The 23680-nt window shown below is 68.0% G+C and carries 21 protein-coding genes; 10 read left to right on the forward strand and 11 right to left on the reverse strand.

What is annotated here, in order from left to right:
• From VSO01S_RS09140 to VSO01S_RS09155, 4 genes are all read right to left on the reverse strand, one after another.
• Positions 1 to 891, reverse strand: a complete 891-nt coding sequence (locus tag VSO01S_RS09140; protein ID WP_068641585.1) for a DMT family transporter — start codon at positions 889 to 891, stop codon at positions 1 to 3.
• 33 nt (positions 892 to 924) lie between these two features.
• Positions 925 to 1368 (reverse strand): flavin reductase family protein, encoded by a 444-nt coding sequence (locus VSO01S_RS09145; protein WP_373282886.1) that lies wholly within the window; start codon positions 1366 to 1368, stop codon positions 925 to 927.
• A 170-nt stretch (positions 1369 to 1538) separates the two neighbouring features.
• Positions 1539 to 2768: a spore maturation protein gene (locus VSO01S_RS09150; protein WP_068641590.1), complete on the reverse strand. Its 1230-nt coding sequence runs from the start codon at positions 2766 to 2768 to the stop codon at positions 1539 to 1541.
• Positions 2769 to 2781: 13 nt separating this feature from the next.
• Complete coding sequence (locus VSO01S_RS09155; RefSeq protein WP_068641592.1) at positions 2782 to 4092, reverse strand: D-amino acid dehydrogenase; 1311 nt, start codon at positions 4090 to 4092, stop codon at positions 2782 to 2784.
• 41 nt (positions 4093 to 4133) lie between these two features.
• Between VSO01S_RS09155 and VSO01S_RS09160 the strand changes: the two genes are divergently transcribed.
• Positions 4134 to 5681 carry an alkaline phosphatase D family protein gene (locus tag VSO01S_RS09160; protein ID WP_068641595.1) on the forward strand — a complete coding sequence of 516 codons (1548 nt, stop codon included), beginning with the start codon at positions 4134 to 4136 and terminating at the stop codon, positions 5679 to 5681.
• A gap of 10 nt (positions 5682 to 5691) precedes the next feature.
• On the opposite strand, the gene VSO01S_RS09165 is transcribed toward VSO01S_RS09160, so the two are convergent.
• Complete coding sequence (locus tag VSO01S_RS09165) at positions 5692 to 6504, reverse strand: metallophosphoesterase (RefSeq protein WP_068641596.1); 813 nt, start codon at positions 6502 to 6504, stop codon at positions 5692 to 5694.
• A gap of 149 nt (positions 6505 to 6653) precedes the next feature.
• Between VSO01S_RS09165 and VSO01S_RS27705 the strand changes: the two genes are divergently transcribed.
• A complete protein-coding gene (locus VSO01S_RS27705) occupies positions 6654 to 6821 on the forward strand; it encodes a hypothetical protein (RefSeq protein ID WP_169804090.1) in 168 nt (55 codons plus the stop codon).
• 32 nt (positions 6822 to 6853) lie between these two features.
• Here the strand turns inward: VSO01S_RS27705 and VSO01S_RS09170 are convergent, their stop codons facing one another.
• Positions 6854 to 7825 (reverse strand): Bug family tripartite tricarboxylate transporter substrate binding protein, encoded by a 972-nt coding sequence (locus tag VSO01S_RS09170; RefSeq protein WP_068641597.1) that lies wholly within the window; start codon positions 7823 to 7825, stop codon positions 6854 to 6856.
• Complete coding sequence (locus VSO01S_RS09175; protein ID WP_084241768.1) at positions 7822 to 8853, reverse strand: LysR family transcriptional regulator; 1032 nt, start codon at positions 8851 to 8853, stop codon at positions 7822 to 7824. Before VSO01S_RS09175 ends, VSO01S_RS09170 begins: the two co-directional genes overlap by 4 nt.
• Before the next feature lie 106 nt (positions 8854 to 8959).
• On the opposite strand from VSO01S_RS09175, the gene VSO01S_RS09180 reads away from it, so the two are divergent.
• Positions 8960 to 9490 carry a hypothetical protein gene (locus tag VSO01S_RS09180; RefSeq protein ID WP_068641601.1) on the forward strand — a complete coding sequence of 177 codons (531 nt, stop codon included), beginning with the start codon at positions 8960 to 8962 and terminating at the stop codon, positions 9488 to 9490.
• Between the two features lie 89 nt (positions 9491 to 9579).
• On the opposite strand, the gene VSO01S_RS09185 is transcribed toward VSO01S_RS09180, so the two are convergent.
• From VSO01S_RS09185 to VSO01S_RS09190, 3 genes are all read right to left on the reverse strand, one after another.
• Positions 9580 to 11448, reverse strand: a complete 1869-nt coding sequence (locus tag VSO01S_RS09185) for a phosphoenolpyruvate carboxykinase (GTP) (protein ID WP_068641603.1) — start codon at positions 11446 to 11448, stop codon at positions 9580 to 9582.
• 170 nt (positions 11449 to 11618) lie between these two features.
• Positions 11619 to 11771 carry a hypothetical protein gene (locus VSO01S_RS27710; RefSeq protein WP_169804091.1) on the reverse strand — a complete coding sequence of 51 codons (153 nt, stop codon included), beginning with the start codon at positions 11769 to 11771 and terminating at the stop codon, positions 11619 to 11621.
• An 83-nt stretch (positions 11772 to 11854) separates the two neighbouring features.
• Positions 11855 to 13054 (reverse strand): threonine ammonia-lyase, encoded by a 1200-nt coding sequence (locus VSO01S_RS09190; protein ID WP_068641604.1) that lies wholly within the window; start codon positions 13052 to 13054, stop codon positions 11855 to 11857.
• Between the two features lie 203 nt (positions 13055 to 13257).
• Between VSO01S_RS09190 and VSO01S_RS09195 the strand changes: the two genes are divergently transcribed.
• From VSO01S_RS09195 to VSO01S_RS09205, 3 genes are all read left to right on the forward strand, one after another.
• Entirely contained in the window at positions 13258 to 15582 is a 2325-nt protein-coding gene (locus tag VSO01S_RS09195) for an ATP-binding protein (protein ID WP_068641605.1), read from the forward strand.
• Positions 15583 to 15649: 67 nt separating this feature from the next.
• Positions 15650 to 17245 carry a S41 family peptidase gene (locus VSO01S_RS09200; RefSeq protein WP_245684153.1) on the forward strand — a complete coding sequence of 532 codons (1596 nt, stop codon included), beginning with the start codon at positions 15650 to 15652 and terminating at the stop codon, positions 17243 to 17245.
• A gap of 27 nt (positions 17246 to 17272) precedes the next feature.
• On the forward strand, positions 17273 to 17704 hold the full coding sequence (locus VSO01S_RS09205) for an MAPEG family protein (RefSeq protein WP_068641608.1): 432 nt from the start codon (positions 17273 to 17275) through the stop codon (positions 17702 to 17704).
• A gap of 44 nt (positions 17705 to 17748) precedes the next feature.
• On the opposite strand, the gene recQ is transcribed toward VSO01S_RS09205, so the two are convergent.
• The gene (recQ, locus tag VSO01S_RS09210) at positions 17749 to 19653 is read right to left on the reverse strand and encodes a DNA helicase RecQ (RefSeq protein WP_084241769.1); all 1905 of its coding nucleotides are present in this window, start codon (positions 19651 to 19653) and stop codon (positions 17749 to 17751) included.
• Positions 19654 to 19988: 335 nt separating this feature from the next.
• On the opposite strand from recQ, the gene VSO01S_RS09215 reads away from it, so the two are divergent.
• The 4 genes from VSO01S_RS09215 to hutC all read left to right on the forward strand — a co-directional run bounded on the left by VSO01S_RS09215 (position 19989) and on the right by hutC (position 23606).
• Entirely contained in the window at positions 19989 to 20948 is a 960-nt protein-coding gene (locus VSO01S_RS09215) for an ABC transporter substrate-binding protein (RefSeq protein WP_068641610.1), read from the forward strand.
• 48 nt (positions 20949 to 20996) lie between these two features.
• On the forward strand, positions 20997 to 21866 hold the full coding sequence (locus tag VSO01S_RS09220) for an ABC transporter permease (RefSeq protein WP_068641647.1): 870 nt from the start codon (positions 20997 to 20999) through the stop codon (positions 21864 to 21866).
• A 148-nt stretch (positions 21867 to 22014) separates the two neighbouring features.
• The gene (locus VSO01S_RS09225) at positions 22015 to 22797 is read left to right on the forward strand and encodes an ABC transporter ATP-binding protein (protein ID WP_068641611.1); all 783 of its coding nucleotides are present in this window, start codon (positions 22015 to 22017) and stop codon (positions 22795 to 22797) included.
• Positions 22798 to 22880: 83 nt separating this feature from the next.
• Positions 22881 to 23606 (forward strand): histidine utilization transcriptional repressor HutC, encoded by a 726-nt coding sequence (gene hutC, locus VSO01S_RS09230; protein WP_153305191.1) that lies wholly within the window; start codon positions 22881 to 22883, stop codon positions 23604 to 23606.
• Positions 23607 to 23680 lie beyond the last annotated feature (74 nt).

Here is a 23680-nt window from a genome sequence, read left to right on the forward strand (position 1 = left end):
TCAGGCCCGCCGATTGACCAGCAGAATGCCCAGGCCCACGCCGGCCAGCGCCAGCATCAGCTGCAGCGTGAGCGGCTCCTTCAGCAGCGCCACGCCGAAGATCAGCGCGAACAGCGGTGTGAGAAAGGTGAAGGACGAGATGCGCGTGGCCGGGTAGTGCCGCAGCATCCACATCCACGCCAGGTAGCTCGCAAAGGCGCCGATCACCGTCTGCAGTGCCACCGAGAACCACGCGTAGCCGGAGTACGAGAAGCTCCACGTCTCGCCCAGCAACAGCGACAGAAAGGGCGAGAGCGCCGCGGTGACGGCGATCTGATAGAAGAGCGTCTTCTCGGCGCTGGCCGTGGCCAGCCGGGTGGTGCGGATGGCCAGCGTGGTCAGCCCCCACAGAAGGCCCGCGAGCAGCGCGAGTGCGTCGCCCAGCAGCATGTCCCTGGAGCTGTGGCCCAGGCTTTCGCTGAAGGCGACCACCACGCCGCCGAAGGCCAGCGCCAGCCCGAACCATTGAACACCGTGCAGCCGTTCCTTGGGTACCCAGCGCGGCAGCAGCAGCGCCACCACGAAGGGCGAGGTGTAGAGAAACACGGTCAGCCGCGAGGCGCTGGTGTGCTGCAGGCCGATGTAGATGCAGGTGAACTCGCCCGCAAAGAGCGCGCCCGCGAGAAGGCCCCCCGGCAGCGTGCCGTCGCGCTCGAACAGCTTGACGCCGCGCGCCGCGCACCAGGCCCACAGCAGCACCACCGCCCCGGCCATGCGGATCGACGCCTGCCACAGCGGCGGCACTTCGCCCACCGTGGTCTTGATGAGGATCTGCTGCAGCCCCCAGAAGGCGCAGCAGAAGACGAGGAGGGTGACGGCGAGGGTGTCGAGGTGGTCCTTGCGGGCGATCATGAAAGGGCGATGACTCCGATGGGTAGGCCGGCATCACAAGGGATGCTCGGTGTAGAAGCGCCCGCCGTGGAACAGCAGCGGCGAGGCGCCCGGGCGGTGCGTGCACCGCTCCACCTCGCCCACGAAGATGACGTGATCGCCTTCGTCATAGCGGCTGCGGTTGAAGCACTCGAAGCTGGCCACGCAGCCCTCGAGCACCGGCGCGCCGCCGATGCCGGTGGAAAACTGCACGTCGCTCCAGCGGTCCACGTTCTTGGTGGCAAAGCGCTCCGCCAGTTCCTTCTGGCTGGCCGCCAGGATGTTGATGGCGTAGTGCGAGCCGGTGCGCAGCGACGGCATGGAGCCGGCACCGCGCGCCAGGCTCCACAGCACCAGCGGCGGCGCGAGCGACACCGAGTTGAAGGAATTGGCCGTGAGACCGATCAGGCTGCCATTCGCAGAGCGCGCCGTGACGATGGTGACCCCGGTGGCGAACATGCCCAGCGCGGCGCGGAACTCGTCGGTGGTGAAGGAGGGCGGCTGCGCCTTTTGGGGTGGACTCACGTTGGATGCAATGAAGGAAGATGCCGCAGGCGGGCAGCCTTCTATTCTGGCCGAAGCAAGGCAAACGCGCCGCGCAAGCGCGACAAGGGCCCGGCGCGGCGCAGTCAGCCGAAGAACCAGTACGTCACCGCAATCGCGGCGACCACGCCCGCCAGCTCGGCCAGCAGCGCACACGACACCGCATGCCGCGTGCGCTGGATGCCCACCGCGCCGAAGTACACCGCCAGTACGTAGAAGGTGGTCTCGGTGCTGCCCTGCACGGTGGCCGCCGCCAGCGCGGGGAAGCTGTCCACGCCGTGGCTCTGCATGGTCTCGATCAGCATGGCGCGGGCGGCGCTGCCCGAGAAGGGCTTGACCAGCGCGGTGGGCAGCGCATCGACAAAACGCGTGTCCCAGCCGCTTTGCGCCACCAGCCAGCGGATGCCGTCCAGCGCCAGGTCCAGCGCGCCCGAGGCCCGCAGCACGCCGATGGCGCACAGCATGGCCACCAGGTAGGGCAGCAGGTTCTTCGCCACGTCGAAGCCTTCCTTCGCGCCTTCGATGAAGCGCTCGTACACGCCCACGCGCTTGACGGCGCCCAGCAGCAGGAAGAGAAGGATCAGGCCGAACAGCACCAGGCTGCCCATCAGCGACGAGAGCGAGGCCAGCGCCGCGGCGCTGAGGCTGGCCAGCAGCGCCATGAAGGCGGCCAGCCCCAGGGCCAGCGGCAGCAGGTAGGCCAGCACCACCGGGTCCCACAGGCGAAGACGCTGCGCCACCGCGACCGCCAGCAGGCCGACCAGGGTGGACGCGCTGGTGGCCAGCAGGATGGGCAGGAACACCAGCGTCGGGTCCGCCGCCCCCTGCTGCGCCCGGTACATGAAGATGCCCACGGGCAGCAGCGTGAGCGAGGACGCGTTGAGCACCAGGAACAGGATCTGCGCGTTGCTGGCGCTCACCGGGCTGGGGTTGAGCGTCTGCAGCTCGCGCATGGCTTTCAGCCCGATGGGCGTGGCCGCGTTGTCCAGCCCGAGCGCATTGGCAGCGAAGTTCAGCGTGATCAGGCCCAGCGCCGGATGGCCTTCGGGCACTTCGGGCATCAGCCGCCTGAACAGCGGCCCGAGCCAGCGCGCCAGCGCGTTCACCAGGCCGGCCGCCTCCGCAATGCGCAGGAAACCCAGCCACAGCGTCAGCGTGCCGAACAGCAGCACCATCACCTCCACCGCCAGCTTGGCCATGGCGAACAGGCTGTCGACCATGGCGGCGAACACCGCCGCGTCGCCCGCGCCGAGCCACCGCACCAGGGCGGCGATGGCCGCCGCCACGAAGAATCCGAGCCACAGAGCGTTGAGCATGCGCTTCTTTCTATCAGGCCATGCCGTGGAAGCCGAAGCCTGCAATGGGCTGCCGCTCCCCGCTGATGAGCGCCGCCAGCGCCTTGCCCGAGCCGGCGCCGTGCGTCCAGCCCAGCGTGCCGTGGCCGGCATTGACCCACAGCTTGCCCACGCGCGTGCGGCCGATGAAGGGAATGTTGGTGGGCGTGGCCGGCCGCAGGCCCGTCCAGTAATGCGGATCGCCGCCCTGGGCCTGGCTGCGCGTGTCGCACACGCCGGGCAGCACCTGCTCCACGCGGCGGGCGAGCATCTCGCAGCGCGCCCGGGCCAGCGGCGTGTCCAGCGAGGTGTCGAAGCCGGCCAGCTCGATGGTGCCCGCCACGCGCAGCTTGCCGCCCATGCGGGTCATGGCGCATTGCACCTCGTCGTCGATGGTGCTGACCCACGGCGCGGCCTCGGGCCGCAGGATGTCGAAGGTGGCCGAGTAGCCCTTGCCCGGATAGATGGGCAGGTCGACGCCCACGCTGCGCAGCAGCGGTGCGCTGTACGAGCCGCAGGCCACCACCACCGCGTCGGCCTTCAGGGCGACGTCGTTGCTGGCCGAGTCGTCGCCGCTGCCCGCGCTCACATGCACCGCCTGCACCTCGCCGCCGGCCACCTCGATGCCGTGCACCGTGCGGCCGAACAGCGTGCGCGCGCCCAGGCGCATGCAGTGCCGCGCCAGGGCCTGGGTGAAGCGCCGCGCATCGCCCGATTCGTCGCTGGCGGTGTAGGTGCCGCCCACGATGTGCTGTTCGCCGAAGGCTCGGAAGGCAGGCTCGATGGCCAGCAACTCATCGCGCGAGAGCAGCTGGCGCTGCACGCCGTGCGTGCGCATGAGCTCGGCCGCATGCGCCGCCTCGTCGAAGGACTTCTGGCTGGTGAAGTAGTGCGCAATGCCGCGCTCGAGCCGGTCGTATTCGATGCCGGTCATGCTCACCACCTCGCGCAGCGCCTGGTGGCTGTAGGCGCCCAGCGCCACCAGCTGTGCCACATTGCGCGCGAAGGCCGCGTCGTTGCACTGGCCGAGGAAGGCCAGGCCCCATCGCCACTGCTGCCAGTCGGCCTGCGGACGGAAGAGCAGGGGCGAGTCCTTGCGGAACATCCACTTCAATATTTGCAGCGGCGCGCCCTTGTAGGCCCAGGGCTCGCAATAGCTGACGGAAATCTGGCCCGCATTGCCAAAGCTGGTTTCGAGGGCGGCGTCGCTGCGGCGATCGACCAGGGTGACTTCGTGCCCGCGCTCGAGAAGGTGCCACGCGGTGCTGACGCCGATGATGCCGGCGCCCAGGACAATGACTTTCATGGCCCCCGAGTGTGGCGCATCGACGCTGCACAATCCGCGCCATGCTGAATCGCCGTGAGCTGAACCGTGCCGCATTCTGGCTGGCCTTGAGTGCCTGGGCCGTGCCGCTGCCCGTGCGCGCGCAGGAGGCGCCGCGCTGGCGTGCCGACCCCTTCGGCCTGGGCGTGGCCAGCGGCATGCCCAGGCCGGACAGCGTCCTGCTGTGGACGCGCCTGGCGCCGCCTGGCGAGGAGGTGGCCGAGCGCGATGCGCGCGCACCCTGCAAGGTACGTTGGGAAGTGTTTGCCGACGAAGCCTTGCGCCAGCGCGTGGCGCAAGGCGAGCAGATCACCCACGCGGGACGTGCCTTCAGCGTGCACGTGCAGGTGAACGGCCTGGCGCCGCAGCGCACCTACTGGTATCGCTTTTCGTGCGGCGACGCGGTGAGCAGGGTGGGGCGCGCCCGCACCGCGCCAGCGGCCGGCGCGCCCGTGCGGCGCCTGCGGCTGGCGCTGGCCTCCTGCCAGCACTATGAATACGGCTACTACGTGGCGCACCGCGAGATCGCCGGGCGCGATCTGGATGCGGTCGTCTTCGTCGGCGACTACATCTACGAAGGCAGCATCAACGCGGCCAACGCGCAGCGCCGCCACGACGCGCCCATGCCACACGGCCTGGACGAATACCGGGCGCGCCATGCCCTGTACAAGCGCGACCCCGACCTGCAGGCCGCGCACGCCGCACATCCATGGATCCTCACCTGGGACGACCATGAGGTGGTGAACGACTACGCCGCCGACCGGGAGCCTGCGCCTACCGGCACCGAGCAGTTCCTGCGCCGTCGCGCCGCCGCCTACCGCGCCTACTTCGAACACATGCCGCTGGCCCTGGCGCCAGAAGGTGCGGACATGCGCATCCATGACCGGTTCGCCTGGGGCGACCTGGCCGACATCTGGACGCTGGACTGCCGCCAGTACCGCAGCCATCACGCCTGCGGCGATCCGCAGATGTCGCACGGCCGCATGGTGACGGACTGCGCACAGCTGGCGGATCCTGCTCGCACCATGCTTGGTGCGGCCCAGGAGCGCTGGCTGGCCGAGGGGCTGTCCGCGTCCACCGCGCGCTGGAAGCTGCTGGCCCAGTCCACGCAGGTGAGCAGCACCAGCATCGAGGCGCCGAAGGGGCGCCAGAACTGGACGGACGCCTGGGACGGCTACCCGATGGCGCGCCAGCGCCTGCTCCAGGGCATTGCGGATGCCAAGGTGCACAACGTGGTCGCGCTGGGTGGTGATGTGCACCGCTTTGTTGCCGCGGATCTGCGAGTGGTGCCCAACGATGCCGGCTCCCCCGTCGTGGCCAGCGAATTCGTCGGCGGTTCCGTCACCTCGCGCGGCGCCAGCCGCGCCGCCATGGCGAAGATGCAGCAGGACAACGCCGACATCGCCCATGCCCGCGGCGACGAGCGAGGCTATGCCTTGCTGGACATCGACCGGGAGGCGGCGCGTTGCGAATTCCGCGCCACGCCGCATCCGGCCGTCAAGGACGCGGCCCTGTCACGTCAGGCACTGTTTGCGGTGGAGGCGGGCCGCGCAGGCGTGGTCGCCGGCTGACCCCATCGGATCAGCGGCCGGGCACCTCGATGAGCAGGTGCGGCCGGAAACCTTCCTGCTCGCCCTTGCTGCGGTAGCCCAGCGGGTTGGCCACCACGCGGCAGCCGTCCTTCACATAGTCGAAGGCGCAATGCAGGTGGCCGTGCAGCCACAGCTGGGCGCGCGGCAGCAGCTCGTCCAGCGAATTGCAGAAGCCCGCGGTGCCGGGCGTGAGCCCGTAGCGCGGATCGGCGCTGGCCAGGCTGGGCGCGAAATGGGTGACGGCAACCGTGGTGCCGTCGAAGGGCTGTGCCAGCGCCTTGCGCAGCCAGTCCTGGCAGGCCAGGCCATGTTCGCGTACTTCCTCCGCCAGAAAGGGTTGGCCACGGCGCGTGGTACCGCAGGTGCTCAGGTAGTAGTTGGCGGCACGCATGGCCTTGCCGCGCTTCTTCAACTGCTCGGTCATCGGCTCCTTCGCGTCGACCAGCGCGTCGAAGTCGGTCCACAGGCTGCTGCCGACAAAGCGCACGCCGTCGATCAACATGGTTTCCGATTCGAGCCAGTGGATGTCGAGTTGCTCGCAGGCTTCGCGCAGGCGAAGGTGCACCGTGTCGAAGTCGTCGTTGTCGTATTCGTGGTTGCCCGGCACGTAGAGCACAGGCACCGGCCAGCCCCGGCGGGGCGAGAACCGCTCCAGGCCGTACAGGGTGTCTTCCAGCCGCGAGCCTGCCTGGTAGGAGCCGATGTCTCCGGCCAGCACCAGCAGGTCGGCGCCGGGCGCGGGGGTGACTTCGAAGTGGGGATGCGACTCGAGGTGCAGGTCGGACAACAGTTGCAGCTTCATCCGGCCATTGTCCCGCGCGAAGCTCGCCGGCGCAGCGGAATCGGGTCATGCACAGCACGCATAACCTTGGCGAGCAAGGGTTAGGGAAAACCCCTAAAGTACGTCCATCAACAACTCAGAGGCGTGGTCTCAAAAGGACCCGCAACACCATGCTTAGCTTGATCGCCCAAGTGGTCAATTTCTTCCGTTCTTCCGATGCCGAGCCCAGCCACGCGGCCGCGCTGATGGAAGCCGCCGACGGCATGGCGGGCTACGACGCTCGCCACGCGCAAGAACTGCGCGCCGCCGCCAGCGCCTGGCTCAGCGTCGTTCGCTGAGTCTGGCGAAAGTCAGCGCCTACTGCTGACTTCTACAGCTTGACCCCGGAGCCCTTCACCACCGGGGCCAGCTGCGCGACTTGCTCGCGCACGAAAGCCGCAAAGCCAGCGGCACTGGTGGGTTGAGTGGCAATGCCCAGCTCGGCCATCTTCTTCTTGAAGTCGGCGTCCTGCAGCACCTCGCCGGTGGCGCCGTTGAGCCGGCTCACCACGTCCGCCGGCATCTTGGCCGGGCCCGACAGGCCGAAGAAGTTCTCCAGCACCAACCCGGGGTAGCCCGCCTCGACCACCGTCGGGACGTCGGGCACCAGCGAGGAACGCTGCTTCGAGGTCACGGCAACGGGCCGGATCTGCCCGGCCTTGAAATACGGCACGAAGGCCGTCAGCACGTCGATGCCCATCGGAATGATGCCGGCGATGAGGTCGGTGGTCATCGGGGCGCCGCCCCGGTAGGGCACGTGCACCAGCTGCGCGTTCATCTCCTTGCGCATCAGCTCCCCGTAGATGTGGCCGATCGAGGCCGGTCCGCCCGAGCCGAAGTCCAGCCGGCCGCTGGCCTTGGCCTGCTTCTCGATGTCGGCCATGGTCTTGAGCGTTGTCTGCGGGTTGGCCATGACCACGCAGGGCGCGGTGCCGATGAGGGCGATGTGGGTGAAGCCCTCGACCGGGTCGTAGGGCTGTTTCTCCAGCGCGAACGGGCCGATCGAGATCGGCGTCGAGTTCGACAGCAGCAGCGTGTAGCCGTCCGGCGCCGCCTGCGTCACGGCGAGCCCGCCGACACTGCCGCCGGCGCCCGGCCGGTTGTCGATGACCACCGGCTGCCCCAGCTTGCGCGCCAGCTGTTCACCCAGCACCCGGGCGACGATGTCGCTGGCGCCGCCGGCCGGAAAGCTCACAATGATCTTGATGGGGCGCTCCGGCCAGGCTGCGAAGGCGGGAAGGGCCAGGCTTGCGGCGCCGGCTGCGATGGTGCGCAGGGCGCCGCGGCGGGTGAAGGTGTTCATGGTGCGGGTGATCCAGTGGGGGGATCACGCTGCCAAGCAGGAAGTGCGCCGCCCCCGGCGTCTTCCGCCCGCGGCGGGCGCGGAAAGGCCAGCTCCGCTGCGCGCACCAGGGCCTGCCGCAGCCACTCGTGGGCCGGACTGTACAGCGCCCGCCGATGCCAAACGGCGTCCACGTGCATCAGGGGCTGGTCGAAGGGCAGGTCGCGCAGCACCAGTTGCTCCTTGAAGCCTGTCACACCGATGAAGTGACGCGGCAGCACGGTGAGCAGGTCAGAGGTCGCCACCACGCGGCCGGCGGTGAAGAACTGGTTCACCGTCGCCACGATGCGCCGCTCGCGCCCCAGCGCGCCCAGCGTCTGGTCGACAAAGCCGAAGGGCCGGCCGGAGAAGCTCACCAGCAGGTGCCGCGCGGCGCAGTACACATCGAGCGTCAGCGGAACCTCGGCCAGCGGATGGTCGTGCCGCATGGCGCAGGCGTAGTGGCTGACGTAGAGCCGCTGCGATTCGAAGGGCAGGGCCTCGCCGGACTGGGCGCCCGCCGTGAGATTGGCCATCAGCGCGGGGAAGTAGCCGACCGCCATGTCGGCCGCTTCTTCCTCGAGCAGTTGCCGCGGGTCGCGCGTGGTGAGCGGCACCGTACGAACCGAGATGCCCGGCGCCTCAGCTTCGCCGATGCGCACCAGGCCCGGCATCAGCTCGGCCGCCGTGGCATCGGCCATGGCCAGGACGAAGGTGGTGTGGGCGGTGGCGGGGTCGAACTCGCTGGGGGCCAGTGTGTGCTGCAGCTGGCGCAAGGCCTCCCGCACCGTCGGCCAGAGGGCCTGGGCGCGCGGCGTGGGTTCCACGCCGGCGCCGGCGCGGCGCACCAGCTCGTCGCCCAGCAGGTCCCTCAGGCGGCGCAGCGCGTTGCTGACGGCGGGCTGCGTCAGCGACAGGTTGCGCGCCGCGCGGGTCAGGTTGCGCTCGGCCATGACCTCGTCGAACACGCGCAGCAGGTTCAGGTCGAGGGTACGGAAGTTGACATTCATAAATCTTGTGAATGGTGAGCATCACAAAGATAAAGTTGCCAAACACTAGGGAGAACCCTAATATCACCTCCATCAGGCCACAAGCCACTCACAGAGGGAAAACATCATGACCAACAGCTTTGTCCACGTAGACCAACCCACCCAACACGCCGGCGTCGCACGCGCCGAAGCCGTGGTGGCACAACTCCGCGACGCCCGCGGCCGCCTGAACGGCGCGCGCGGCCTGGCCGCCGTCCTGCTGGCTGCCGTGGTCGGCGCCATCCTGGTGGTGGTGGACCACATGGCTTCCAACCTGGAAAACGGCGAAATGCTGGCCATCTGGGCTGTGGTTTCCGCCCTGTTCTTCGTCGCCTTGGCCGTGGGCGCCAGCGCGCTGCGTCCGCTGGGTGCCCGCCTGGCCGCCTCCTGGAAGGAAGCTGCCGAGCGCCGTGCCAACGCCCGCGCCGACGCGCAGTTCATGGCCTACGCCGCCTTCGACCCGCGCGTGATGCACGACCTGCAGGTGGCCATCAGCCGCCACGAAGCGCAGAACCCGACCGAAGCCGACGTGGCGCCCAAGGCCCAACGCAAGCTGGTCGCCAGCGTGCCCAGCCTGTACGAAGCGAGCCGCCGCGCACGCATGTCGCAGTACTACTGAGCCCTGCGCTCCAATGAAAAAGCCGCCCCACGAGGGCGGCTTTTTCTTGCCCGGAGAGGCTCCCGGCCAGGAGCCTCGGGGGCGGGCGGTCAGGCAGCCAGGCGCTGCTCGATGGCGTCCTTGGTCTGCGCCAGTTCCTGGGGCAGGTGGTGCTTGAGCTGCTCGAAGAGTTCGCCATGCAGCTTCAGCTCGGCTTCCCAGGCAGCCTTGTCGATGCTGGTCACGCTCTTGAACTGGTCGGCGGTGAACTGGAGGCCGGTCCAGTTCAGTTCTTCGTAGCGCGGGCTTACGCCGAACAGGTGGTCGGTGCCTTCGGCCTTGCCTTCGAGCCGGTCGATCATCCACTTGAGCACGCGCATGTTCTCGCCGTAGCCCGGCCAGACGAACTTGCCGTCGGCACCCTTGCGGAACCAGTTGGTGGTGAAGATGCGCGGCTGCTTGGCGCCCGAGGCTTCGAGCTTCTTGCCCAGGTCGAGCCAGTGCTGGAAGTAGTCGCTCATGTTGTAGCCGGCGAAGGCGATCATGGCGAAGGGGTCGCGGCGCACCACGCCCACCTGGCCGACGATGGCGGCGGTGGTTTCGGAGCCCATGGTGGCGGCCATGTACACGCCTTCCACCCAGTTGCGGCCCTCGGTCACCAGCGGCACGGTGGTGGAGCGGCGGCCGCCGAAGATGAAGGCGTCGATCGGCACGCCGGCAGGATCGTCCCAGGCGGGGTCGAGCGCCGGGTTGTTGGTGGCGGCCACGGTGAAGCGCGAGTTGGGGTGCGCGGCCTTGGTGCCCTTTTCCTTGGCGATGGCCGGGGTCCAGTCGTTGCCCTGCCAGTCGATCAGGTGATCGGGCAGCTTCTTGCCGGGCACGTCGTCTTCCAGGCCTTCCCACCAGACGTCGCCGTCATCGGTGAGCGCCACGTTCGTGAAGATCACGTCGCGGTCCAGGCTCTTGAGGCAGTTGGGGTTGGTCTTGAGGTTGGTGCCCGGGGCCACGCCGAAATAGCCGGCTTCGGGGTTGATGGCGTACAGGCGGCCGTCCTTGCCGGGCTTGATCCAGGCGATGTCGTCGCCGATGGTCGTGACCTTCCAGCCTTCGAAGCCGGCCGGCGGCACGAGCATCGAGAAGTTGGTCTTGCCGCAGGCCGAGGGGAAGGCGGCGGCCACGTGGTATTTCTTGCCCTCGGGCGAGGTCACGCCCAGGATGAGCATGTGCTCGGCCAGCCAGCCTTCGTCGCGGCCCATGGTCGAGGCGATGCGCAGCGCGAAGCACTTCTTGCCCAGGAGTGCGTTGCCGCCGTAACCCGAGCCGTAGCTCCAGATCTCGCGGGTTTCGGGGTAGTGGACGATGTACTTGGTCTTGTTGCAGGGCCAGGCCACGTCCTTCTGGCCGGGCGAAAGCGGCGCACCCACGGTGTGCACGCAGGGCACGAACTCGCCGCCCGTGCCCAGCACGTCGTACACGGCCTTGCCCATGCGGGTCATGATCTTCATGTTGACCGCGACGTAGGGGCTGTCAGAGAGCTCGATGCCGATGTGGGCGATGGGCGAGCCCAGCGGGCCCATGCTGAAGGGCACCACGTACATGGTGCGGCCCTTCATGCAGCCGTCGAACAGGGGCTGCAGCGTGGCACGCATCTCGGCGGGGGCGACCCAGTTGTTGGTCGGGCCGGCGTCTTCCTTCTTCTCGGAGCAGATGAAGGTGCGGTCTTCCACGCGGGCGACGTCGCTCGGGTCGGAATTGGCGAGGAAGGAGTTGGGGCGCTTGGCCGGGTTGAGCTTCTTGAAGGTGCCGCCGTCCACCAGCAGCTGGCAGAGGCGCTCGTATTCCTCCTGGCTGCCATCGCACCATTCGACACGGTCGGGCTTGCACAGGGCCGCCATGTCGGCCACCCAGGCAATGAGCCGGGCATTCTTCACATACGAGGGCGCCTGAATGGTCAGGCCCTTCATCACGGGTGCGTTCATCGAAAAACTCCTAAGTTGAAAAACCGTCTTTTCGAACGAGGCTCGGCGCGCGCACGGGCGGCAAGGGTCGTTTGAGAAAACGTCTTTCGGTTCGGGTTTTTCCAGGCGGCGCGAAGGAAGAAAGAAAAAAATGGCGCCCCGCGGGAGGGGCGCCGTGTGGGGCGCTCGCGTCAGGCCAGGTAGACGGCGATGGATGCCAGCAGCAGCATCAGCACGCCGCCGCACAGCGGCAGCACCAGCGGCATCAGGGGAACGATGGACTCGACAGTGTCCTGCTCGGCGCCGGCTGCGTGGCCGTGATCGGCGGGGGAGGGATGCGACATTGTTCTTTACCTCAAGTGTCTCGACTTCGGCCATTTTACCCGGCGCCCCTTGGCGGTGACCTCAGGGCAAGCCATAGGCACTTTCAGGGTTGGGGGTCGGTCTGGAAACCGGCCTCGCGCAGCGCCGCCAGCACGGCAGCCAGGTGATCGCGGCCACGGGTCTGCAGCACCAGCTCGATTTCCACGTTCTGGGCCGCCAGCATGGTGAAGGCACGCTGATGGTGCACCTCGTCGATGTTGGCGCCCGCTTCGGCCACAACCGCCGTGATCCGGGCCAACACGCCGGGCACATCGCGCGCGCTCACGCGCAGCCGAGCCAGGCGGCCGGCCCGCACCATGCCGCGCTCGATGATCGCGCCCAGCAGCAACGGGTCGATGTTGCCGCCCGACAGCACCAGGCCGACCCGCTTGCCCCGGAAGCGTTCCGGATGCCGCAGCAGGGCGGCCAGGCCGGCAGCACCCGCACCTTCGACCAGGGTTTTCTCGATTTCCAGCAGCATCAGCACCGCCTGCTCGATGTCGCCCTCGTCCACCAGCAGCATGTCGTCGACCAGGGTGGAGATGACCTCGAAGGTCCGCACGCCGGGGGTGCCCACCGCAATGCCTTCTGCAATGGAGCTGGTGCCGGTGGCGTGCTCCGTCTTCTTGACGGCGTTGAACATCGACGGAAAGCGTGTCGCCTGCACGCCGATGATCTCGATGCGCGGTGCCAGTGCGCGCGCGGCGATGGCCATGCCTGCCAGCAGGCCGCCGCCGCCGACCGCCACCACCAGCGTGTCCAGGTCGGGCACGGCGTCGAGCATTTCCAGAGCGAGGGTGCCCTGGCCGGCGATGATGGCGTCGTCGTCGAAGGGATGGACGAAGGTCAGGCCGCGGCTCTTGGCCAGTTCGAAGGCATGCTGGCGCGCGGCGTCGAGCGTGTCGCCATGCAGGACGACCTCGGCGCCGAAGCTGCGGGTGCGCTCGATCTTCACGGCCGGCGTGAAGCGCGGCATGACAATGGTGGCGGCCAGCCCCAGGCGCTGCGCGTGGTAGGCCACGCCCTGCGCGTGGTTGCCGGCCGACATGGCGATCACGCCGCGCACGCCCTGCTGGGCCAGTTGCGTGAGCATGTTGCAGGCGCCCCGCTCCTTGAAGGACGCGGTGAACTGCAGGTTTTCGAACTTCAGGAACACCTGCGCGCCGACGATCTGCGACAGCGTGCGCGATTCGAGAAAAGGCGTGGTGAGCAGCTGGCCGCCGATGCGGGCCTCGGCCAGCCGGATGTCTTCGATGGAAACCATGCACGATTGTGCGGCAAGGCCGCGGAAGAAGAGGCAGCCAGGTGGCGGCGGTGTCTCAGCTTTGCGGCAGCCTTCGCGCCCGCCTAGGGTTAATCCGCTGGACGACCCTTCACGAAGCCAAAACTCTGCGCTATGGTCGCGCTCACGGGGCCTTGGCCGGCGCCCGCAGCGCGTGCCGGCTCACTCGAGAGGAGGTTGTCCAGATGGTCAAGCGTGCCGGGTTCGACGTTGTTGCGGGTGCCACGCGTGCACAGTCGCTGCCGTCGCCTGGGCTGCGCGAGGCACCGGTGCTGGAGCTCATGTGCTCGCACTTCGTGCTGACCCTGGCGGCCAAGCAGGGCCCGCGCTTCAACGTGCGGCGCGACCTCAACGGCCTGCTCTCGCTCACCGGCCGCCACCTGGTGTGGCCGGCGCCCGTTCTGATGCGCCTGCGCGAATTCCTGTCGCGCCGCTGCGTGGGCAACGAGGTGTGGAGCGGTGTCGAGAACTACGACCCGCGCACCCTGCTTGAGCGCCACGGCGTGTGGCGCGGCCCTTATGAAGAGGGCACGCTGTTCTTCTACCTCGACGAATACGCCAAGGACCAGCCCAAGGACCTGCTGGCCGTGCTCTCGGTCACGCGCGACTGGCTCACCCACGCGCTGCGCAAGCAGTCCACGCTGGTCGAGAAGAACATCGACGCGCTCGCGGGCCTGCTGCAGCTGAACAAGGCCGAGCGCGCGCTGCTGCTGTACGGCACGCTGGCGCGCTACCAGCGCGACCTGCGCTCGCTGCTGGTGGAGTTCAAGGTCAACAACGCGCCCGAGGCCTATGCCGCCATTGCCGAGGTGGCCGGCGTGAGCGCCACCGACGTGGGCGAGGCGCTGCGCGCCGGCTCGCGCCTGGAGCGCATCGGCCTGGTGGAGAACCTCATCTCCGAGCACAACATCACCGACCTGGCCGACCTGATGAAAGTCAGCGAGAAGCTGCCGCCGGTGCTCATGCGTGAATACCGCGACCACAACGAGTTGATGGCCGTGTTCACCCGGCCCTCGGCCAAGTCGACGCTCGGCGTTCACGACTTCGCCTTCGTGCGCGAGGATGCCGACATGCTCATCGCCCTGCTGCGCGCGGCGGTGGCGCGCAAGGAACCCGGCGTGAACGTGCTCATGTACGGCCCGCCGGGTACCGGCAAGACCGAGTTGGCCAAGGTCGTGGCGCAGGCGGCGGGGCTGGAGCTGTTCGAGGTCGAATACGCCGACCGCGACGGCAATTCGCTCAGCGGCCGCGACCGCTATCGCTCGCTGCAGATCGCGCAGGTCTTCCTCAAGGGCAGCGCCCAGGCCGCCCTGCTGTTCGACGAGGTGGAAGACGTGTTCCCGCCCATCAGCACCGAGGCCGCGCAGTTCATGGCCCGCGCCGAGCAGATTCCGGCCGCGCCCAGCGGCAGCGTGAGCGGCAAGGCCTGGGTCAACCAGATCCTGGAATCCAACCCGGTGCCCACGCTGTGGGTCACCAACCGCATCGAGCAGATCGATCCGGCCTTCCGGCGGCGCTTTGCCTACCACCTGGAACTGAAGTCGCCGCCGCCCGGCGCGCGCGAGCAGCTGGTGCGCAAGACGCTGGAAGGCGTGCCGGTGTCCGACGCCTTTGCCGCCAAGCTGGCCGAGCGCAAGGGGCTCACGCCGGCGCAGATCCGCACGGCGGTGCGCTTTGCCGGCCTGGCGCAGGTGGGCGAAGTGCCCATCGAAAGCCTGATCGAGCGCCAGCTGCGCAACGCCGACCAGGCCCTGGGCACGCTCGAAACCGACCGGGGCATGCGGCGCAGCGTGACCACCTACGACCTCGACATGCTCAATGTCGAGACGCGCTTCGAGGTGCCGCGCATCGTCACCGCGCTCAAGGCGCGCGGCCACGGCACCCTGTGCTTCTACGGCCCGCCCGGCACCGGCAAGACGGCGCTGGCCGAGCACATCGCCCGATCCATCGGCCGCCCGCTGCTGGTCAAGCAGGCCAGCGACCTGATGAGCAAGTACGTGGGCGAGACCGAGCAGAACATGGCCTCCATGTTCCGCGAGGCCGAATCCGAGAAGGCCGTGCTGCTGCTCGACGAGGCCGACAGCTTCCTGCAGGACCGCCGCGGCGCCCAGCGCACCTACGAGGTGACCGAGGTCAACGAGATGCTGCAGGGCATGGAGCATTTCAACGGCGTGTTCGTGTGCACCACCAACCTGCTCGACCGCCTCGACCAGGCGGCGCTGCGGCGCTTCACCTTCAAGATCCGGTTCATGCCGCTGACTGCCGCGCAGCGCGAGCGCATGTTCGTCACCGAGGCGCTGGCCGGTAACGACACGCTGCTGGGTAGCGACCTGCGCGCGCGGCTGGCGCGGCTCGACCAGCTCTGTCCCGGCGATTTCGCGGCCGTGAAGCGCCAGACCGACATCCTTGCGGCCGAGTTCACGGCCGCCGAATTCATGGAACAGCTCGAGGCCGAGCACCGGGTGAAGCCGGAAGTACGCGAATCACGAGGCATCGGCTTCATGCAATGACGCGGCGAGGCAACATCGCTCAACTGGATGAATGCGTTCCGGTTGCAGTCTGTTACCCTGCCCGCCCATGAAATCTGCCGTTCGCCCTCTCTCGGTTGTTCTTGTCTGCGCAGCCCTGGCCGCCTGCGGCGGCGGCAGCAGTAGCCACAGCATCGACTCCACCGGCACGCCGGGCAATGCCGAGCTCACGCCGGAAGGCGGCAGCGCCGGGCAGAACCCCGACAACTCTGGCGGCACCGGGCCTTCGACGGCCCTGGCCAACCAGTGCGCCAAGCCGCGCACGGGCACCGATCCGGCCACTGGCACGGCCTATCCCGACCGCGCGGGCACGCTGGAGAACGAAAAGTCGTGGGTGCGCGCCTGGATCGACGAGACCTACCTCTGGTACAGCGAAGTGCCAACGAGCCTGAAGGCCAGCGACTACACCACGCCCCAGGCCTATTTCGATGTGCTCAAGACGCCGGCAAAGACGGCTTCGGGCGCGGACAAGGACCGCTTTCACTACTTCCTGGACACGGCCGCTTTCCAGGGCGAGACGGCGGGCACAGGCACGGTGGGTTATGGCATGGAAGTGGCCCTGCTCAGCACGGTGCCGCCGCGCCAGGTGCGCGTGGCTTTCGTGACGCCCGGAACTCCGGCAGCCCTGAAGGGCCTCAACCGTGGCGACACGCTGGTGAAACTGGACGGCGTGGATGTCGCCAACGGCGACCCGGCTGCGCTCAACGCCGCGTTGTTCCCGACGAGTGCGGGCGAGTCCCACACCATGACGGTCACCAGCAATGCCGGCATCACGCGCGAAGTCACGCTCACGTCGGCGGTGGTCGTCCCGGATCCGGTGATGAACGTCTCGACCATCGCCACCGGCAACGGCCTGGTCGGCTATGTGCAGTTCAACGACCACAATGAGCAGGCCGAAACCGAGCTCGCGGATGCCATCGACAAGCTCAAGGCCCTGAACATCACCGAACTGGTGCTGGACATGCGCTACAACGGCGGCGGGCTGGTGGGCATCGCGAGCGAGCTGGCGTACATGGTGGCCGGCCCGGGCCCCACCCAGGGCAAGACCTTCGAGCGCATGGTCACCAACAACAAGAATCCGTACGGCCTGACCGACGAGGAGGCCAACTTCCCGTTTGCGGCAACGGCCATCGGCTATTCGCTGCCGGCTGACCAGCCCCTGCCGAACCTGGGCCTGAACAAGGTCACGGTGCTGAGCGGCCCCGACACCTGCTCGGCCAGCGAAGCAGTGGTCAACGGCCTGCGCGGCGTCGGCGTCACGGTCAACCTGATCGGCGCGACCACCTGTGGCAAGCCCTACGGCTTCTTCCCCACGGACAATTGCGGAACCACCTACCTCGCCATCAATTTCCAGGGTGTGAACGCCCAGGGCTTCGGCGACTACGGGGACGGCATGGCGCCCAACCCCGGCTGCACCGTGGCCGACGACTTCAACCACGACCTGGGCGACAGGAACGAAGCGCGCCTGGCCGCGGCCCTCGCCTTCAGCCAGACGGGCGCCTGCCCCGCGCCCTCTTCAACTTCGGCTGGCTCGGGTCTGAACAAGTCCACTGGCCCGCTGCTGGAAAGCCCGTACCTGCGCCCCAATCCGCTGCGCAACAACAAGCGGGTCGACGGTCTGCTGCGTTCGAGCGCGAAGCTCTGACCGATCGACGGCGCGCAAGTTGACCTGATGACCAACGCCCAGCATCTCGTCGCCGCCTGCGGCGCCATGATGCTGCTGGTGGCCATCGTCGGACTGCGCCTCTTGGTGGTGCGGGTGGCGGAGATGCGCGCCAAGCGCCTGCCGATGCAGGCCGTGTCCAACTCGGTCAAGACGGCGGCCCGCCTGGAGCGCGTGCAGGCCTCGGACAACTTCAAGAACCTCTTCGAAGTGCCGGTGCTGTTCTACACGCTGGTTGCCGTGGCGCTGGCCACCGGCCGCACGCCCGGCTGGCTGGTGGCGGGCGCCTGGTGCTTCGTGCTGCTGCGCTACGCGCACAGCGCCATCCAGTGCAGCTACAACCAGGTGCTCCACCGCTTTGCGGCGTTCATGCTGGGCCTGCTGCTGCTGGCGGGTTTGTGGGCGGGGTTCGTCGCAGGCATGTTCGGCGCCCAGGGCTGAACCGCGGCCCGTGCCGGCGCCGTCCACGCTGGAAAAACGAAGGTTCAGCGCGAAGCGTCGGCGCACACGCGCAGTACCTCGGTACCGTAGGCGGTGAGCTTCTTCTCGCCGATGCCGCTGATGCCCTGCAGGTCGCCCAGCGTGCCGGGCGCGCGCTCGGCAATGGCGGCCAGCGTCGCGTCGTGGAAGATGACGTAGGCCGGCAGGTTGTGCTCCTTGGCCACTTCGGTGCGCCAGGCCTTCAGGGCCTCGAAGCGCTTCTGCCCATCGGCATCCAGCGCGGCTGCCGCGGCAGATGCGGTCTTGGCAGCGCCGCCGCCCCGCTTGTCCCTGCGCGAGCTGCCGCGTGCCGCGGGCTGCGACACCGACTCGCGCAGCCGCACCGGCACCTCGCCGCGCAGCACGGCGCGCGAGCCTTCGGTGAGCTGCAGCGTGTTGAAGGCCTGTGCGTCCACGTTCAGGGCGCCGGTGGCAATCAGCTGGCGCAACACGCCGCGCAACTGCGGCTCGCTGAACTCGGCGCCGATGCCGAAGGTGGAGATGCGCTCGTGCCCGTACTGCTGGGTCTTCTCGGTGCTCTTGCCGCGCAGGATGTCCATGATGTGCCCCGCGCCGAAGCTGATGCCGCTTTGCTGCTGCACGCGATAGATGGTGGACAGCAGCTTGCGCGCGGCGTTGGTGCCGTCCCAGACCTGCGGCGGATTCAGGCAGTTGTCGCAATTCCCGCAGGGTGAACTTTTTTCCCCGAAATACCCCAGGAGCCGAACGCGCCGGCAGTCGATGGCTTCGGCCAGCGCCAGCAGCGCGTCGAGCTTGCCGCGCATGACCTGCTTGAACTCCTCGCCGGCGGGGCTCTCGTCGATCATGCGGCGCTGGTTCACCACGTCCTGCAGGCCGTAGGCCATCCAGGCGTGGGCGGGCAGGCCGTCGCGGCCCGCGCGGCCGGTTTCCTGGTAGTAGCCCTCGATGTTCTTGGGCATGTCCAGGTGCGCGACGAAGCGCACGTCGGGCTTGTCGATGCCCATGCCGAAGGCGATGGTGGCCACCATCACGATGGCGGCTTCCTCGTCGCGCAGGAAGCGGTTCTGATGCTTCTGGCGCACGGCTGCATCGAGCCCCGCGTGATAGGGCAGGGCGTTGATGCCCGCATCCACCAGCGCCTGCGCCACTTCTTCCACGCGCTTGCGCGACTGGCAGTACACCACGCCCGATTCGCCCTCGTGCTCGCGCTCGATGAAGCGCAGCAACTGCGTGGTCGCATCCTTCTTCTCGACGATGGTGTACTGGATGTTCGGCCGGTCGAAGCTGCTGACGAACTGCCGCGCCTCCTGCAGCTGCAGCCGCTCGACGATGTCGGCGCGCGTGAGCGCATCGGCGGTGGCGGTGAGGGCGATGCGCGGCACGCCGGCGAAGCGCTCGTGCAGCACGGTGAGGGCGCGGTATTCGGGCCGGAAGTCGTGGCCCCACTGGCTCACGCAGTGGGCCTCGTCGATGGCAAACAGGCTGAGCTTGCCGCGCGCATTCAGCCCGTCGAGCAGTTCCAGGAAGCGCGGCGTCGTCACCCGCTCGGGGGCGGCATACAGCAGCGTGATCTCGGCGCGCGCCATGCGGCGTTCCACGTCCAGCGTCTCGTTCCAGTCCAGCGTGGAGTTGAGGAAGGCCGCGTCCACACCGGCCTCGTGCAGCGCACCGACCTGGTCATGCATGAGTGCGATGAGCGGCGACACCACGACGGTCACGCCGCGCCCCGCACGCTGCCGCGCAATGGCAGGCACCTGGTAGCACAGCGATTTGCCGCCGCCGGTGGGCATCAGCACCAGCGCATCGCCGCCGTCGATCACGTGCTCGACGATGTCGGCCTGCGGGCCCCGGAAGTCGGCGTAGCCCCAGACCTCCTGCAGGATCTGGAGGGGATGGGGGGCATCGGAGGATTGGGGCAGGGCGGACACGTCGGCAGGCTTGGAAAGAATGAACGCGCCCTGTGGCGGCGCGTGCGCCCCATTGTCTCAGCCCGGGCTCGGCGACCGCCAAAAGCGTCAGCGAATTGCCACCGGCTCGGTCCAGGGCAAGGCCAGCACGACTGGCACGGGTTGTGCATCGGTCATCCGGTCGAGTGTTTTGCCCGGGTTGCGTATCCTGTATAGACAACTATAAAATCCGCAAACTCGAGGGAAGCACGTCGAAACCGGCGCTGTCAGGGTTTCACCTGTATAGACAGGACTGAGCACCCACGGACAATCCGCCCACTTTTTAAACGCTTCGTTCTCACCCACCAGGAGTCTTCATGGCCAACAAGGTCGTTCTCAAAGCCGCCACCCTCGCCGCCGCCGGCCTCTTCGCTGCCGGCGCGGCCCATGCGCAGGAAACCAAGCTCGCGTTGGGCATGTCCGGGTGGACCGGTTTTGCGCCGCTCACCCTGGCCGACAAGGCCGGCATCTTCAAGAAGAACGGCCTGGATGTGGAGCTGCGCATGATTCCGCAGAAGGACCGCCACCTGGCCCTGGCCTCGCGCGCCATCCAGTGCGCCGCCACCACGGTGGAAACGCACGTGGCCTGGAACGCCAACGGCGTGCCCATCACGCAGATCTTCCAGATGGACAAGTCCTACGGCGCCGACGGCCTGGCCGTGCGCAACGACGTGAAGACCTTCGCCGACCTCAAGGGCAAGACCGTCGGCGTGAGCGCCCCCGGCACCGCCCCGTACTTCGGCCTGGCCTGGATGCTCAACAAGAACGGCATGAGCCTGAAGGACGTGAAGCTGGTCTCGCTGGAGCCCCAGCCCGCCGCGCAGGCCTTCGTGTCGGGCCAGAACGATGCGGCCATGACCTACGAGCCGTACCTGTCGACCGTGCGCGGCAACCCGAGCGCCGGCAAGATCCTGGCCACCACGCTGGACTACCCGATGGTGATGGACACCGTGGGTTGCGCGCCCACCTGGCTCAAGTCGAACGCCAAGGCCGCGCAGGCGCTGGCCAACTCGTACTTCGAGGCGCTCGAACTCATCAAGGCCGACCCGGCCAAGGCCAACGAGATCATGGGCTCGGCGGTCAAGCAGACCGGCGAGAAGTTTGCCGAGTCGTCCAAGTACCTGCGCTGGCAGGACAAGGCCGCCAACCAGAAGTTCTTCGCGGGCGAACTCATGCAGTTCATGAAGGAGTCGGTGCCGATCCTGCTGGAAGCCGGTGTGATCCGCAAGGCGCCTGATGACCTCAATGCCACGTTCGACGCATCGTTCATCAAGTAAGTCAGCAAGCAATCAAGAGAGCCAGAGCAGCGCACCAGGATGAGCACGATGCAAGCCACCTCCCCGATTCGCAGCGGCAGCGCTGCAGCGCCGGCGCCCTTGCCGGCCGCAGCCGCCAGGAAGCCCGCGCGCCGTTCGCGCAGCTGGGCACCCTTGGAACCCGTCAGCCCGCGTGCGCGCTGGATGCTGGGCGTGGGCTTCTTCGTGCTCTTCATGGTGGTGTGGGCCGCCGTGACGCTGGGCGGCCTGGTGTCGCCCACCTTCCTGGCCAGCCCGGTCACCATGGTGAAGGAGGCGTGGCTTCTCTTCACTGAGTTCAATTTCATCCACGACATCGGCATGACGGTGTGGCGGGTGTTCGGCGGCTTCATCCTCGCGGCGGTCGTGGCGGTGCCGCTGGGCATCGCGATGGGCGCGTACAAGCCGGTCGAAGCCTTCCTGGAGCCCTTCGTTTCCTTCTGCCGCTACCTGCCGGCCTCGGCCTTCATCCCGCTGCTCATCCTGTGGGCGGGCATCGGCGAGACGCAGAAGCTGCTGGTGATCTTCATCGGCTCGGTCTTCCAGATCATCCTGATGGTGGCCGTGACCGTGGGCGGCGCACGCAAGGACCTGGTGGAAGCCGCCTACACGCTGGGTGCCGACAGCCGCGGCATCGTGCGCCGCGTGCTCATTCCGGGTGCGGCGCCGGGCATCGCCGAGACGCTGCGCCTGGTGCTGGGCTGGGCCTGGACGTACGTGATCGTCGCCGAGCTGATCGGCTCGTCCTCGGGCATCGGCCACATGATCACCGACAGCCAGGCGCTCTTGAACACCGGCCAGATCATCTTCGGGATCATCGTCATCGGCGTGATCGGCCTCATTTCCGACTTCGTCTTCAAGGCGATCAACAAGCGCCTCTTCGCATGGGCCTCGCTATGAGCAAGCAGTCATCTTCCACCCTCCCCCGCTGGGGGAGGGCAGGGGTGGGGGCAGCGCAGCCCTCGCAAAACGCCACGCCTGAGCCAATGGCGCTGGCCCCCATCCCAACCTTCCCCCAAAGGGGGAAGGAGCAAGACAGGATTGCAGCATGAACAACCAACTCTCCATTCGCGGCGTCTCGCGCACCTTTGAGGGCGCGCGCGGCCAGAAGACCCAGGCGCTGCTGCCGGTCGATTTCGAAGTGCGCGAGAACGACTTCGTCACCATCCTCGGCCCCTCGGGCTGCGGCAAAAGCACGCTGCTGCGCATCGTGGCCGGCCTGGACTACCCCACCGGCGGCCAGGTGCTGCTGGACGGCCAAGCCATCGAAGGACCGGGGGCCGACCGCGGCATGGTGTTCCAGAGCTACACGCTGTTCCCGTGGCTCAACATCGAGCAGAACATCCGCTTCGGCCTGCGCGAGCGCGGCGTGAGCGAGGCGCAGCAGAAGGAGCGCGCCGACTACTTCATCGCCAAGGTGGGGCTGCGCGGCTTCGAGCACCACTTTCCCAAGCAGCTCTCGGGCGGCATGCAGCAGCGCACCGCCATTGCGCGGGCGCTGGCCAACGACCCGAAGATGCTGCTGATGGACGAGCCCTTCGGCGCACTGGACAACCAGACCCGCGTGCTCATGCAGGAGCTGCTGCTGGGCATCTGGGAGGCCGAGCGCAAGACGGTGCTGTTCGTCACGCACGACATCGACGAGGCCATCTTCATGGCCAACCGCGTGGCGGTCTTCAGTGCGCGGCCGGGTCGCATCAAGAGCGAGATTGCGGTCGACTTGCCGCATCCGCGCCATTACACGATCAAGACCTCGCCGGAGTTCATGGACCTGAAGGCGCGCCTTACCGAAGAGATTCGCGCCGAATCCATGGCCGCCGCAGAACATTGACAACAAGACCCGAAAAGATGACCAAGACCCGCATCGTCCAGCCGCACAAGCGCACCAGCAAAGCCGCCGCGCCAGCCTCGGCCATGCCCGCGCTGGCGCTGTACGAGCAGGTCAAGGAGCACATCACCCGCAAGATCCAGGACGGCTCCTGGCCGGCGGGCCACCGCCTGCCCTCGGAGCATGAGCTGGTGGCGCAGTTCGGCATTTCGCGCATGACGGCCAACCGCGCGCTGCGCGAGCTGGTGGAGCAGGGCCGCGTCGTGCGCGTCGCGGGCGTGGGCAGCTTCGTCGCGGAAGACAAGCCGCAATCCACGCTGCTGCAGATTGCCAACATCGCCAGCGAGATCCGCGCGCGCGGCCACGACTATGGCTACCAGCTGGTGTCCGGCGAGCGCGTGGCCGCTTCGGCGGACGTGGCGGCATGGCTGGACCTGCGCGCGGGCGAGTCGGTGTTCCACAGCGTGTGCCTGCACCTGGAAGACGGCGTGCCGGTGCAGCTGGAAGACCGCTACGTCAACCCGCGCGTGGTGCCCGACTTCCTGGAACAGGACCTCAAGGCCACGCCGCCCAGCGAATACCTGGTGAGGAGCGTGCCCTTCGACCAGATCGAGCACCTGGTCGATGCCGTGCTGCCCACCGACGAGCAGGCCAAGCGCCTGTCGATGCCCGCTGCCGAGCCCTGCCTGCTGCTCACGCGCCGCACCTGGACGCGCAACGTGCCCGTCACACTGGTGCGCTGCCTGCACCCGGCCTCCCGCTACCGCCTCGGCAGCCGCTTCCGCGCCGACGGCAACCCCACCTTCGGCTGAACATGATGCCCCCCGGCTTTTCACTTCGCTGCGCTTCGTGTAACTCCACCCCCCAAGAGGGAGGCGCGGACCGC

Origin of the sequence: Variovorax soli NBRC 106424, from assembly GCF_001591385.1 — a bacterium.
In the GTDB taxonomy this organism is placed as follows: Bacteria; Pseudomonadota; Gammaproteobacteria; order Burkholderiales; family Burkholderiaceae_C; genus Variovorax; species Variovorax soli.